This window comes from Pseudomonas nunensis (assembly GCF_024296925.1).
Lineage (GTDB): Bacteria > Pseudomonadota > Gammaproteobacteria > Pseudomonadales > Pseudomonadaceae > Aquipseudomonas > Aquipseudomonas nunensis.
On the sequence record NZ_CP101125.1, the window covers coordinates 4,476,139 to 4,489,653 of the forward strand.

Consider the following 13,515-nt stretch of genomic DNA (forward strand, 5'->3'; position numbering starts at 1 on the left):
CTCCTGAGCCAGAGGGGCGCCGCTATAATAGCCGCCTTTATCGCTTGCCCCGAGATTCACGATGCGCCGTTTACTGTGTTGTCTGTTGCTTTGCCTCTTCCCTCTGATTGTCCACGCCACTGAAGCTGCCCGACCGAAAATCGGCCTGGTACTGTCCGGCGGCGCGGCCCGTGGCCTGGCGCACATCGGTGTGCTCAAAGCCCTGGAAGAACAAGGCATCAAGATCGATGCGATTGCCGGCACCAGCATGGGCGCGGTGGTCGGCGGTTTGTACGCCTCGGGTTACAAGATCGATGAACTGGAAAAACTCGCCCTCAACATCGACTGGCAACAAGCCCTGTCTGACGCCCCGCCGCGCGAGGACGTGCCGTTCCGTCGCAAGCAGGATGACCGCGACTTTCTAGTCAAACAGAAACTGAGCTTTCGCGACGACGGTAGCCTCGGTCTGCCACTGGGCGTGATCCAGGGCCAGAACCTGGCGCTGCTGCTCGAAAGTTTGCTGGCCCACGCCAGTGATACCCGCGACTTCGACAAACTGCCGATCCCGTTCCGCGCGGTCGCCACTGATATTTCCACCGGCGAAAAAGTCGTGTTCCGCAAAGGCCACTTGCCCCAGGTGATCCGCGCCAGCATGTCGATCCCGGCGGTGTTCGCACCGGTCGAACTCGGCGGTCGTCTGCTGGTGGACGGCGGCATGACTGACAACATCCCGCTGGATGTGGCGCGTGAGATGGGCGTCGACATCGCCATCGTGGTCGACATCGGCACCCCGCTGCGCAACCGCAAACAACTGACCACCGTGGTCGATGTGCTGAACCAGTCGATCACCCTGATGACCCGGCGCAACTCCGAAGAACAACTCGCCGCCCTGCACAAGGACGATGTGCTAATCCAGCCGTCACTGGCGAGTTTCGGCGTGACCGACTTCGGCCGCGCCCAGGACATGATCGACGCCGGTTACCGCGCGACCAAAGCCCTCGACGCGCGCCTGGCGCAACTCAAACCCGCGCAACCGCTGGACGCCGAACTGTCCGCCGCCCGGGCTCCGAGCCAGCGCACGCCGATCATTACCGGGATCAAGGTGGAAAACGACTCGAAAGTCAGTGACGACGTGATCCGCTACTACATCCGCCAACACGTCGGCGAACCGCTGGACATCGGCCGGCTGCACACCGATATGGGCACCCTGTACGGCCTCGATTACTTCGAGCAAGTGCAATACCGCGTGGTGCACAAGGGCGAGGATCACACCCTGGTGATCAGCGCCCGGGGCAAACGCAGCGGCACCGATTACCTGCGGGTCGGCTTGAACCTGTCGGACGATATGCGTGGCGACAGCGCGTTCAATCTCGGCGCCAGTTACCGGGTCAACGGCATCAACCGCCTCGGTGCCGAATGGCTGACCCGGGCGCAGATCGGCGACAAACAGGAACTCTACAGTGAGTTCTATCAACCGCTGGATGTCGGTTCACGCTACTTCATCGCGCCTTACGCAGCCTTTGAAGCGCAGAACGTCGACGCGGTCCTGGACAACGACCCGATCGCCCAATACCGCGTCGAACGTTATGGTTTTGGCCTGAATGTCGGCCGGCAGATTGGTAACAGCGGCGAGATTCGCTTTGGCGTCGGCGAGGCCTGGGGCAAGGCTGACGTGCGCATCGGCGATCAGGATCTGCCAAGTGAAAGCTTCAATGAGGGCTTTTATGAGCTGAAGTACTCGTTCGATTCGTTCGACAACGTCTACTTCCCCCACGAAGGCAAAGAGATCGGCCTGGCGTTCCGGCAGTTCGAACCGGGCCTGGGCTCGGACAAGCGTTACCGCCAGTGGGAGTTCAAACTGGACAAGGCCATGAGCAGCGGGCCGGACACGTTCATTCTGGGCGGGCGTTATGGCCGGACGCTGGATGATGCGAACGTCGTGACTTCAAGTTTCCTGCTCGGCGGCGCGCGGCAGTTGTCGGGGTTTCGCGAGGATGCGATTTCCGGGCAGAACGTCAGCCTGATGCGCGGGGTTTATTACCGCCGCCTGACACCACGTTCGTACCTGCCGCTGGATTTCCCGCTGTACATCGGTGGCTCGCTTGAACGGGGTCGGGCGTGGAACAACGATAATGAGTTCGACAGCGGCTACATCAATGCGGCCAGTGTGTTCATCGGTTTTGATACGCCGTTGGGGCCGCTGAACTTCAGTTATGGCTTTAATGATGCGGATGAACAGGCGGTTTATCTGAATCTGGGGCAAACGTTTTAGCCCGAGCACCACTGTGCCAATTTGGGGCTTGTGTGGCGAGGGGGCTTGCCCCCGTTGGGGCGCGAAGCGCACCTCTTTACGACTGCTTCGCAGTCGAACGGGGGCAAGCCCCCTCGCCACACAAGCCCGCTCCCACATTAGAGATGTAGTGACCGTGCTAGCGGATTCCGGCCAACAACGTCCGGGCGGTTTGCTTGAGCGGCTCATCACCCTCCTTGAGCAATTCGTTGAGCAACTCGATGGCGCTGTCCAGATCGCCGTCATCAATGCAGGTCTGGGCTTGTTCCAGTTTGCCGGCGCCCGTTGGCACGGGTTCAGGCAGTGGTTCCAGTTCCAGCAACTGGCCGGGCTCGTTGAATGCGTCGAGAAAGTCGTCGTCCAGCGATTGCGCTTCAGGTTCGGCGTCCCACTCCAGCTCCGGCTCGCCCAACGCCGGTTCATCGGGCATTTCATAAACATCGGGCATCACGTGCAGGTTTGACGTGAATGCAGGTTCATCCGGCACCGACGGTTTGGCCTTCGGTGAGGGTGAATCTTCGAAAGGGCTGACCAGATCCCAATTGGAATCCATCGACAAGTCGTCAAGATTCAACTGGAAGTCATCGCCAGATAGCGCTTCGGGGGCCACCGCCGCGACGGTCGCAATGACCGGCACAATCGGCGCAGCCGGTGCGACACTCGCCAGTTTAGGGAATCGGGCCCGGAGATCCGCCAACTGCTGCGGGTCAACCCCGGCGTCAAGCAGGCTGTTTTCCTGCGTGTCATAAGCCGGCGCGTCGCCCTGCTTGCCCAGCACTTCCAACAGATGCAACGCCAGATCGGTGCGCTGCGGCTCCTTAGCCAATGCCTCACGCAACAGACCCGCCGCTTCGGAGAATCGGCCATAGGCCATGTAGATGCCGACGCCTTCCAGCACATCGCCGGCCGGTGTTTCTTCGCGGTGATCTGGAAGCGGCGCGGCGGCACGGGCAGCCTCTGGCGGGATCTCACGCTCAGGTTCATCGTGCAGCGGCGCTGTCGATAACGGTTCGGTCAACGCTTGCTGGCGTTGACGGCGAACGAACAGCCCGAGCACCACCAACAGCACCAGCGCCAGCACTCCTGCAATCAACAACCAATTGCTGCTTTCGGGTTCTTCAACCACAACCGGCGTAGGTGCCACGGCGGCGACAGGTGCGGCAGCAGGTTTCTGCGCGACCTCGGACAAGCGGGTTTGCAAATCGCTGACTTGCTTGCGCTCATCGGCGATTTGCTCGTCCTGAGTTTTGATCCGGGCATTCAATTCATCGATGGTTTTTTGCAGCTGCTGGTTTTGCAGCACGCTGGCGGCCAGTTGTTCGGCGACCTCGTCATTCGCGGGCGCGACCGGTGGTGGAGCGCTTGCGGTGGGCGCAGGGGCCTTGCTCTTGGATAGCGCTTTCGGCGCCGGGGTCGGCTCGACGCTCGGGAACCCGGAAGTCGGTTCTTTGGCCGAGGGTTCGTCCGTCGCGGGAACAATTCCAGGGGAACCCGGCGGGTCGATCAACACGGTGTATTCGCGCAGCAAACGACCGTTGGGCTGATTGAGCTGCACGAGGAAATTCAGAAAGGGTTCATTGACCGGTTTGCTGGAGGTCACCCGGATCAGTGTGCGGTTGCCCCGCAGGATCGGTGAGAATTTCAGGTTATTGAGGAAAAACACCCGTTCGACGCCAGCACGGCCGAACTCGTCGGCCGTGGCCAGGCTGACCGACAGATCGCTTTCTGCCAGGCCCGCCGCATCTACCAGAGCGATATCGGCGCTGAACGGTTGGTTCAGCGCCGAATGCACGGTGATGTCGCCCAAGCCCAGTGCCGGAGCCAATGTCGAGTAAGTGACCGCACCACCAACCAGAAGAAGTTGGGTGCAATACCGCAAAACCACGTGCCAACTCTCGAGCATGAGCATCCCTTAGATTAAGCAGAACCAACCTGTACGCGTTCGCACATCCGGTACGAACACGATATTGCCTAGTAGTTCTTTATAGTCTGCCCAACGGGGTATCTCAAAAACACGGCGTAATGTTCTGCCTCAAGACTTTTCGAGGTTGGCCAGAATGTGACCGTGAACACGCATGCAGACCTTCAGATCGGCCTCATCAACGCCTTCGAACAGCTCGTGGCGCAGCTGAGTCGCAATGGTTTCAATCTGTTCGATCAATGGCCGGGCAGGAGCACAGAGAACGATTTTTTTCGCCCGACGGTCTTCCAGCACTGATTGGCGTTGCACCAGGCCCTGGGTTTCCAGGCTGTCGAGCAGCCGGGCCAGGGTCGGCCCTTCGACGCCGACGCTCTGTGCCAGTTCGCGCTGGGTCGGGGCTTCCTCGAAACGCGCCAGATGCAGCAGCACCAGCCAACGGGCCTGAGAAAGTCCCAGACCGGCCAGACGGCGATCCAGCTCGGCACGCCAGCCACGAGACATCTGGGCCAATTGCATGCCAAAGCGGTGTTGATCGGTTAACGGCATAGAAAACTCATGATTAGACTGAAATAGAGAAAAACTAATTATTAGTCAGCTAAGCATGACCTTTCGCTATAGGCAAGGCTTGCTCTGTACTGAATCGTTACATCTATGCGCCCGGTCACTTAAATCTCGAATTCGGATTGCAGCGCCGCCCGGACACAGTACAAAACCCCTTCCGGCACACGACCGGCAAACAACGCGGCAATTTCCGCGACCGGCGGCAACTCGCCTTCGCCGTCGAGGAACGCATCCTGGATTTCGCCCATCAGCTCTTCCGGCAGATCCAGCGCCTGCTCAAGCGACAATTGCTGCTTGCCGATGGCTTCGGCGAGCATGGTGTAGACGTTCTTTTCCGTGCATTGCAACTGCCCGGCGATTTGCAGCGGCGTCATGCCGGCACGGGCCAGGGTGATCAGTTCGTGGCGCACGTCGGCCACCACTTTCGGCGCCTCGACCTGGCCGCCGAGCACTTCGAGGAAGGCCTCGCCGTAACGCTCCAGCTTGCGTGCGCCGACGCCGCTGACCGTGGCCATTTCCGCCAGCGAGGTCGGTTGGCTGCGGAGCATTTCCAGCAACGTCGAGTCGGGGAAGATGACGTACGGTGGCACGCCGTGTTCTTCGGCAAGCTTGCGACGCAGGGCACGCAAGGCTTCCCACTGTTCGCGCTCTTCGCCACGAACCAGTTGGCTCGCCTGGCTCTTGCTGCTTTTGGCAGTGGTTTGCGGCTTGAGGTCGCGGCGCAGTTCCAGAGTCACTTCACCCTTGAGCAGCGGCCGGCAGGTGTCGCTCAGGCGCAGGCCGCCGTAGCCTTCGAGGTCGATGTCCGCGAGGCCACGGGCAACCAGCTGGCGGAACAGCGAACGCCATTCGCTCTCGCCCATCGCCTTGCCGACGCCATAAACCGACAGATGTTGATGGCCGAAGCTGCGGACCTTTTCGTTGTCCTTGCCCAGCAACACATCCACCAGATGGCCGACGCCGTAGCGCTGCCCGGTGCGGTAGATCGCCGAGAGCGCCTGACGGGCCGGCTCGGTGGCGTCCCAGGTCTGCACGCCATCGACACAGTTGTCGCAGTGGCCGCACGGCTCGGGCATGTCTTCGTCGAAGTAGGCCAGCAGCGTCTGGCGCCGGCAGCGGGTTTCTTCGCAGAGCGAGAGCATCGCGTCGAGCTTGTGCTGCTCCAGACGCTTGTGGCGCTCGTCGCCTTCGGAGTTCTGCAGCATCTGCTTGAGCATCACCACGTCTTGCAGGCCGTAGGCCATCCACGCATCTGCCGGCAGACCGTCACGGCCGCCGCGACCGGTTTCCTGGTAATACGCCTCCAGGGATTTCGGCAAATCGAGGTGAGCGACAAAACGTACGTTGGGTTTGTCGATGCCCATGCCGAACGCCACGGTGGCGACCATGATCAGGCCTTCCTCGTTGAGGAAGCGTTTCTGGTGATGGGCCCGCGTCTCGTTGGGCAGACCGGCGTGGTACGGCAGCGCCGGGAATCCCTGTTCGCTGAGGAACACCGCCACTTCGTCGACTTTTTTGCGCGACAGGCAGTAAACGATGCCGGCATCGCTGCGCCGCTCGGCGAGGAACGCCAACAATTGCTTGCGCGGCTGCTCCTTGGGGACGATGCGGTAGAAAATGTTGGGACGGTCGAAACTCGACAGGAAGCGCTCGGCGTCCTGCAAATGCAGACGATCAACGATTTCTTCGCGGGTGCGCTTGTCGGCGGTGGCGGTCAGGGCAATGCGCGGAACGTTGGGGAACAGTTCCGCCAACTGACCCAGTTGCAAATATTCGCGACGGAAATCGTGGCCCCATTGCGACACGCAATGCGCTTCGTCGATGGCGAACAGGGCAATTTCGAGGCTTTGCAGGAAGGCCAGCATGCGCGGCTGCACCAGGCGTTCGGGCGCCAGATAGAGCATTTTCACTTCGCCACGCTTGATCCGTGCGGCCAGGTCGCGTTGCTGTTCGGCACTTAGGGTCGAGTTCAACGCAGCGGCGGCCACGCCCAGTTCTTCGAGGGTCGCGACCTGGTCGTCCATCAACGCGATCAGCGGCGACACCACCACCGCCAGACCTTCGCGCAGCAGCGCCGGGACCTGGAAGCACAGGGACTTGCCGCCACCGGTAGGCATCAATACCAAAGCGTCGCCGCCATTGGCCACGCGCTCAATGATTGCACCCTGGCGGCCACGGAAACTGTCGTAGCCGAAGATGTCCTTGAGGACGCGTTGAGCCTGTTCGAGCATAAAAACTCCAAAAATCACCGAAACATCCCTGCAAGGCTGGTTCAGAACCACGCAGGCTGCACTGACAAATAGTAAGTGCGCATTGCATGACGCTTCACATCTCAGCCGCGACGCCGGCAGGGCATCACAAAACGCGGGAGTATACCCGACCCCTCCGCTGCAAAGGGTGCCGCTGAGAAGACACACAATGACAAACACCGGGTAACCCCTGTGGGAGCGGGCTTGCTCGCGAAGGCGGCTTAACATTCAACAGTTACATTGACTGACCCACCGCTTTCGCGAGCAAGCCCGCTCCCACAGGGAATGAGGCGCAAATATCCCGCGCGGCTGGCCTGGGGGCTCAAGAAGGCCTAGAATTCCCGCATCTGTTTAATTCCCCAAGGTAGCTTTTAATGTCCTTCGCTGAGCAACTAACCCGCCTGCAAGTCTTCCTCGACGCCGATGAACTGCATGACGAGGCGCTGGACTACGTGGCCGCCCACGGCTACCTCACTGCGCTGTCGATCTGTTCCGAAAGCGTTCCCGACCGTGAATGGATCGACGCCCTCTTCGCCGAAGAGCCGCATTACGCCGACGACACCGAGCGTGAAGCGATCGAATCCACTCTGTTGGCCCTCAAGGCTCACATCGCACGCCAACTGGCGTCCGACGAAGAGTTCGAGCTGCCATGCGACCTGGACCTGGGCGAAGAGCCGGATGACTCCGACCTGCGCGGCTGGTGCATCGGTTTCATGGAAGGCGTGTTCCTGCGCGAAGCGGCCTGGTTCGAAACCGCCGAAGACGAAGTCAGCGAAATGCTGCTGCCGATCATGGTCGGTTCGGGTCTGTTCGACGAACAGCCTGAGTTCGAAGACATCGCCAAAGACGCGAACCTGATGGACGACATGATCGTGCAGATCCCGGAAGCCCTGACCGCGCTGTACCTGCTGTGCCAGGCTCCCGACGAAAAACCGGCGATCCTCAAGCCACGTCACCACTAAGGTCTTGCCTATGGACAAACCCATAGGCAACCGCTCCCTGATGTTGCGCTACCTGCTGCTGGCCATCGGCTGGCTCAGCGTAGCGTTGGGGGTGATCGGGATTTTCCTGCCGGTATTGCCCACCACGCCGTTCCTGCTGCTGGCCGCTGCCTGCTTCGCCCGCAGTTCGCCGCGCTTCTATCAGTGGCTGGTCGAACATCCGCGGCTTGGGCCGTGGATTCGCGACTACCTGGACGGCAACGGCATCCCGCTCAAGGGCAAGGTCTACGCCATCGGCCTGATGTGGGTGAGCATCCTGTTCTCCTGCTACCTGGTGCCGCTGCCGTGGGCGCGAGGGTTTATGTTGACCAGTGCGGTGCTGGTGACGATCTACATCCTCAAACAGAAAACCCTGCACAAATCCTGAAACACGCCCTGTAGCAGCTGGCGAAGCCTGCGTTCGGCGGCGAAGCCGTCGCAAACTCTACATGCAAGGTTTTACTGACATGCCGCGTTGCCTGGTTTTGCGACGGCTTCGCCGCCGAACGCTGCCTCGCGGTGCTCGACAGCTGCTACCCATGCGCGTACCAACCGACGATCTACCCTGCCTTTCAAAAAACACCACCTAAACTCCAGTCATCTGCACCCGAGCAGCCAGACATGTCCAGCAGTCGGCGTCGTCCAGGATGGCCAACGCTCCGACTTCGGTTCGGCGGCTGGCTGCTGGCGATGTTTTTGCTGGCCGGGCTGGGCAGTGTGTGCGCCGACTGGAATTTCGGGCAGATCCTGCAAACCGCCGAAAAACGCTACGGTCCCCTCGGCCCGGCACAGGGGCGAATCGAGGCCTGGAACCAGATGCTGCAAGGCGAACGCAACCAGCCAGAACGCGAGCAACTGAACGCGGTCAATCGCTTCTTCAATCAGCAATTGAGTTTTCAGGACGACACGCGCATCTGGCAGCAGATCGATTACTGGGCCACGCCAGAAGAATCCTTGATCAAGGGCGCTGGCGACTGCGAGGACTACGCCCTGGCGAAATATTTCAGCCTGCGCCAGCTCGGGGTGCCCAGCGAGAAACTGCGCATCACCTACGTCAAGGCCCTGACCCAGAATCAGGCGCACATGGTCCTGACCTTCTACAGCAGCCCTACGGCCGATCCGCTGGTGCTGGACAACCTGATCGGCGAGATCCGCCCCGCCTCCCAACGCAAAGACCTGCTGCCGGTGTACGCCTTCAACGCCGAAGGCCTGTACCTGCCGGGTGCCAATGGCGGCAAGCGCAGCAGCGACTCGAAAAAGCTGTCGCGCTGGCAAGACGTTTTGAAAAAGATGCAGGCCGAAGGGTTCGCCGTGGGCGACGGCTAGCCGCCACAGCAAGGAGCGTTTTATGTCACTGCGCAAACAATTGTTTCTCGCCATTTGCCTGTTTCTGCTGGTGGCGTTCAGCGGCAGTTTTTTCGTCAGCCTGGAAAGCTCCCGCGAGCAAATGCTCGGCCAGTTGCGCTCCCACGCCCAGGACGCCGCCACGGCGTTGGGACTGTCGCTGACCACGCAGATCGACGACACGGCGATGATCGAATTGATGGTCAGCTCGATTTTCGACAGCGGTTATTTCAGCAGCATCCGGATCGTCAACATCGCCGATGAACAGGTGCTGGTGGAGCGCGACGCACCGGCGCGAATCGAAGGCGTGCCCGACTGGTTCGTGCGCCTGGTGAACCTGCACGCGCAAGGCGGCGACGCGTTGATCATGCGCGGCTGGGAGCAAGTGGCGCGGGTCGAAGTGTTGAGCAATCCGCAGTTCGCCCTGGCCAAACTTTGGGACAGTACTCTTGGCAGCCTCGTGTGGTTACTACTGTGCGGGTTGCTCAGTGCAATGTTCGGCGGCTGGCTGCTGCGTCGGCAATTGCGCCCGCTGGACAAAATGGTCAAGCAGGCCGAGGCCATCAGCAAACGCGAGTTTCTCAGCCTGCCGAAACTGCCGCGCACTCCGGAGCTGAGACGGGTGGTGCTGGCGATGAACCAGATGGTCGAGAAGCTCAAGGCGTTATTCGCCGAAGAAGCGGCGCGCAGTGAAAAGCTGCGGGCGGATTCATATCAGGACAGCCTCACCGGGTTGGCGAATCGGCGCTTGCTGGATGAGCAACTGGCCGACCATTTGCTGGTCAGCGAACAGAGCAGCGACGGCCACTTGCTGATGCTGCGGATCAACGACCTCGCGGGCCTCAACCAGCGCCTGGGCGGCCAGCGCACCGATGCCTTGATCGGTGCCGTCGGCGAGTTGCTCAAACGCCTGACGCAACTCCCGGAGCGGCGCACCTGGCTGGCGGCACGCAATCGCGGCGGCGAGTTCAGCTTGCTGACCCCGGGCCTCGACGACAAGGACGCCGCGCGCCTGTGCGCCGAAATCAGCGCCACCCTGGAGAACCTGCGCCTGACCGGCGCCAGCGACAGCATGCCGGTGGCGCATCTAGGTATCGTCGCCTACCAACCGGGCGAGCCGGCGGGCGACGTGCTGCTACGCCTCGATCAGGCCTTGACCCAGGCGCAGCAGCATCCCGAGCGACCCTGGGTGCACCTCGATCACGCCAACACCGCGCCGAACCAATCCCAGCACGACTGGCGCAACTGGATCGACGACGCCCTGACCCACGGCAAACTGCAGCTGTATTTCCAACCGGTGGTGCAATGCGCCGACACCAGCCAGGTGCTGCATCACAAAATCCTCGCACGCCTGCTCGACCCGCACGGTGAAGCGATTGCCGCCGGGCACTTCCTGCCCTGGATCGAACGCCTCGGCTGGTCGGCCCGCTTCGACCTGGCCATGCTCGACGCCACCCTCGACTACCTCGCCGTCAACCGCTGGCCCCTGGCGCTGAGCCTGTCCGGCACCACCTTGCGCGACCCGCAGTCGTTGCAACTGATCCTGCAGACACTCGACTCCCTGCCGGAACTCGCACCATTGCTGGTCCTGGAAATCGACGAACGCCAACTGCCACCGCCAGACGAATTACAGCGCCTGAGCCACAGCTTGCTCAGCACCGGTTACCGCATCGGCTTGCAGCATTTTGGCGGGAGCTTCAGCCAGATCGGCAACCTCACTCAGTTGGGGTTGGCGTATTTGAAGATTGATGGGAGTTACATTCGGGGCATTGATGAGCACAGTGATAAACGACTGTTCATCGAGGCGATTTTCCGCGCCACCAACAGCATCGATTTACCGTTGATTGCGGAAAGAGTCGAGACACAGGGAGAGCTGGAGGCGATCAAAGAGCTGGGCTTGTTCGGGGTCATGGGGCGGTTGATCGGGCCGCCGGAGCCGATGTAGTTTTGCAAGGCCGTATGTCCGTGGTGTTCACGTGTTTTTATTCACAGTAGAATTCGCGCCATTATCTGTTCCCCGGGCACATCACCTCTGCCGCAGCCTGGCATCGGTCCACATGGAGGAAAGTCTGTGAAACTGATCAGGCTGGAGCTGGAAAACTATCGCTGCTTCCCGAAGCTTACGCTTGAGCTTGATGAACAATTGACGTTGTTGGTTGCGCGCAATGGTCAGGGCAAGACCAGTTTGCTGGATGCAATCAAAGTTGTGTTATGGCCGTATGTTCGTGGTTTTGATTTGGGTAGTTCTACAAACGACCTTACTGGTATACATCCTGACGACGTTTTTCTGCGACCAATCAAAGCTCATCAAATGGAGCCGTCTCTACCTGCCAGCCTCACTGCTCATGCGTTATTCCAGGACGAAAAATGGCAATGGACGCGTCGTCGAGAAAGTATCCGAAAAGCAACAAAGACTCGCGGGGATATCCATGCCAGAAAACTAGAGGGTACGGCTCAAATTCTTGAAGCAGATGTGTTTCATAGTGCTTCTCGGGATCATTTGAAACCGTTCGATCTACCCATTTTGGCTTACTACGGCACTGGACGACTCTGGAGTCAGAAAAAACTGACGGCGGCGCTTGAACACACTGAGAGCGCTGAGTTGTCCAGAACTTACGCCTATCGTGATTGCCTCGACCCTGCATCCAGCTATAAACACTTTGCCAAGTGGTACACACGCATCTTTCGTAGCTATCGCGAAGAGCAAATTCGCAACATTGAACGAGGAAAGCTCAGCATTGATGTAAAGGATGAGTTTGCACATCCGGTCTTAGCGGTACAGAGAGCGGTGAATGCTGTCCTGGCAACTCAAACGGGATGGCGAGACTTGGCTTACAGCAGTGAGTTCGGCGACTTGGTGCTTGAGCATCCCGATAACGGTACTTTGAAAGTCAGCCAACTCAGCGATGGCATTCGCAACATCGTCGCTTTGGCGGCTGATATCGCCTATCGCTGCGTTAAGCTCAACCCTCACTTGGGCATCCTCGCCCCTAGCGAGAGCATTGGAGTCGTGCTGATCGATGAGATTGACATGCATCTTCACCCGGGTTGGCAACAAAGCGTCATACCTGACTTGCTCGGAGCTTTTCCGGGCATACAGTTCATAGCAACGACACATAGTGCGCAGGTACTAACTTCAGTCCCCGCGGACAGTATCCGTGTTCTGCATACCATAACCGATGAGTATGGGCCGCGGGTCATTGTTAGCAATGTCGATCAACAAACCCAGGGCGTCACCGCCTCACAGGCACTTGCCTACGTCATGGGTGTCGACCCAACGCCCGAAAATGAGCCCGCTCATAAACTGAGTGCGTACATAGCGCTTATTCAGCAAGACATGCATGAGTCAACGGAAGGCCAGACATTACGGAATTATCTGGACATACACTTCGGCCCTGACCACCCCAACATGCTTGACTGCCATCGGCTGATCCGATTGGAAACGTTCAAACGAAAACAGCTGAAATAACAGTAAGAAGGGGAATCGGGTAGATGCGAAAGCTTGTTCGGGGAGAAGGACCACGCTCCCTAACCCGCTACAAACATGGTGTTGATAAATGGTCACTGGATTCGCCCACGCGGGAAGAACGCGGGCAAATCTGGGAGTACCTTCAGGCAGTGCATGACACTCGTTGCGCCTATTGCGAGGCCGATATCAGCAATGGCAACGCGCATCTGGAACACTTCCGACAACGGGACCGATTTCCGCCAGGAACCTTTGCCTGGAGCAACCTGTTCGGCTCCTGCAATCGCGAAGCGTCATGCGGAAAATTCAAAGACAGCTGCGGTGCCTATGATCACGCCGTTTTAATCAAACCAGACGACGAGGATCCGGACGATTACTTTGTCTTTGTCAGCGACGGAACCATTTCCGTGCGTGCTGACATCGATAACGCCTCTCGCCATAGAGCGAAGGAAACCTTGCGCATCTTCAATTTGAATGCTGAAAACGGTGCGCTTCGTCAAATCAGGCGAGAAGCCGTACGTCCTCATCTGGACACTGCCCAGGCCCTTATGGAGATACTTTTGGAAAATCCTGAAATCGAAGGTTTGCAGGCCTTCATTGACGAAGAAATCCAGAAAACTGCGTGCCTGCCTTTCGCAACCGCGATCCGTCATTCATTGTCTGCCCGTCCCTGAAAACGTTCGACCGAGTGTCGATTAAACACTTTTGTTTAACCGACACCTCCA

Annotated in this window: 10 protein-coding genes; 7 read left to right on the forward strand and 3 right to left on the reverse strand. The window is 59.4% G+C overall.

Features of this window, described 5'->3' with window-relative positions; translation table 11 throughout:
- Positions 1-61: 61 nt before the first annotated feature.
- Complete coding sequence (locus NK667_RS19595) at positions 62-2,251, forward strand: patatin-like phospholipase family protein (RefSeq protein WP_054615786.1); 2,190 nt, start codon at positions 62-64, stop codon at positions 2,249-2,251.
- 157 nt (positions 2,252-2,408) lie between these two features.
- On the opposite strand, the gene NK667_RS19600 is transcribed toward NK667_RS19595, so the two are convergent.
- From NK667_RS19600 to recQ, 3 genes are all read right to left on the reverse strand, one after another.
- Positions 2,409-4,172, reverse strand: a complete 1,764-nt coding sequence (locus NK667_RS19600) for a motility hub landmark protein FimV (RefSeq protein WP_054615787.1) — start codon at positions 4,170-4,172, stop codon at positions 2,409-2,411.
- Between the two features lie 129 nt (positions 4,173-4,301).
- Positions 4,302-4,736, reverse strand: a complete 435-nt coding sequence (locus NK667_RS19605; protein ID WP_054049187.1) for a MarR family transcriptional regulator — start codon at positions 4,734-4,736, stop codon at positions 4,302-4,304.
- Positions 4,737-4,855: 119 nt separating this feature from the next.
- Positions 4,856-6,982 (reverse strand): DNA helicase RecQ, encoded by a 2,127-nt coding sequence (gene recQ, locus NK667_RS19610; protein ID WP_054615788.1) that lies wholly within the window; start codon positions 6,980-6,982, stop codon positions 4,856-4,858.
- Between the two features lie 392 nt (positions 6,983-7,374).
- Between recQ and NK667_RS19615 the strand changes: the two genes are divergently transcribed.
- The 6 genes from NK667_RS19615 (at position 7,375) to ptuB (ending at position 13,464) form a co-directional block, all read left to right on the forward strand.
- Complete coding sequence (locus tag NK667_RS19615) at positions 7,375-7,962, forward strand: UPF0149 family protein (RefSeq protein ID WP_030130067.1); 588 nt, start codon at positions 7,375-7,377, stop codon at positions 7,960-7,962.
- Between the two features lie 10 nt (positions 7,963-7,972).
- A complete protein-coding gene (locus tag NK667_RS19620) occupies positions 7,973-8,368 on the forward strand; it encodes a YbaN family protein (RefSeq protein ID WP_054049183.1) in 396 nt (131 codons plus the stop codon).
- Between the two features lie 233 nt (positions 8,369-8,601).
- A complete protein-coding gene (lapG, locus tag NK667_RS19625; protein ID WP_054615789.1) occupies positions 8,602-9,306 on the forward strand; it encodes a cysteine protease LapG in 705 nt (234 codons plus the stop codon).
- Positions 9,307-9,328: 22 nt separating this feature from the next.
- Complete coding sequence (lapD, locus tag NK667_RS19630; protein WP_054615790.1) at positions 9,329-11,269, forward strand: cyclic di-GMP receptor LapD; 1,941 nt, start codon at positions 9,329-9,331, stop codon at positions 11,267-11,269.
- A gap of 126 nt (positions 11,270-11,395) precedes the next feature.
- Positions 11,396-12,793, forward strand: a complete 1,398-nt coding sequence (locus NK667_RS19635; protein ID WP_054615791.1) for an AAA family ATPase — start codon at positions 11,396-11,398, stop codon at positions 12,791-12,793.
- A gap of 23 nt (positions 12,794-12,816) precedes the next feature.
- Positions 12,817-13,464: a retron Ec78 anti-phage system effector HNH endonuclease PtuB gene (ptuB, locus tag NK667_RS19640; RefSeq protein ID WP_083471352.1), complete on the forward strand. Its 648-nt coding sequence runs from the start codon at positions 12,817-12,819 to the stop codon at positions 13,462-13,464.
- The last annotated feature ends 51 nt before the right edge of the window (positions 13,465-13,515 follow it).

What these genes read in the sequence shown, in the direction of transcription:
- NK667_RS19595 (WP_054615786.1), top strand. Translation starts at nt 62, where the DNA reads ATGCGCCGTTTACTGTGTTGTCTGTTGCTTTGCCTCTTCCCTCTGATT.
- NK667_RS19600 (WP_054615787.1), bottom strand. Translation starts at nt 4,172, where the DNA reads ATGCTCGAGAGTTGGCACGTGGTTTTGCGGTATTGCACCCAACTTCTT.
- NK667_RS19605 (WP_054049187.1), bottom strand. Translation starts at nt 4,736, where the DNA reads ATGCCGTTAACCGATCAACACCGCTTTGGCATGCAATTGGCCCAGATG.
- recQ (WP_054615788.1), bottom strand. Translation starts at nt 6,982, where the DNA reads ATGCTCGAACAGGCTCAACGCGTCCTCAAGGACATCTTCGGCTACGAC.
- NK667_RS19615 (WP_030130067.1), top strand. Translation starts at nt 7,375, where the DNA reads ATGTCCTTCGCTGAGCAACTAACCCGCCTGCAAGTCTTCCTCGACGCC.
- NK667_RS19620 (WP_054049183.1), top strand. Translation starts at nt 7,973, where the DNA reads ATGGACAAACCCATAGGCAACCGCTCCCTGATGTTGCGCTACCTGCTG.
- lapG (WP_054615789.1), top strand. Translation starts at nt 8,602, where the DNA reads ATGTCCAGCAGTCGGCGTCGTCCAGGATGGCCAACGCTCCGACTTCGG.
- lapD (WP_054615790.1), top strand. Translation starts at nt 9,329, where the DNA reads ATGTCACTGCGCAAACAATTGTTTCTCGCCATTTGCCTGTTTCTGCTG.
- ptuB (WP_083471352.1), top strand. Translation starts at nt 12,817, where the DNA reads ATGCGAAAGCTTGTTCGGGGAGAAGGACCACGCTCCCTAACCCGCTAC.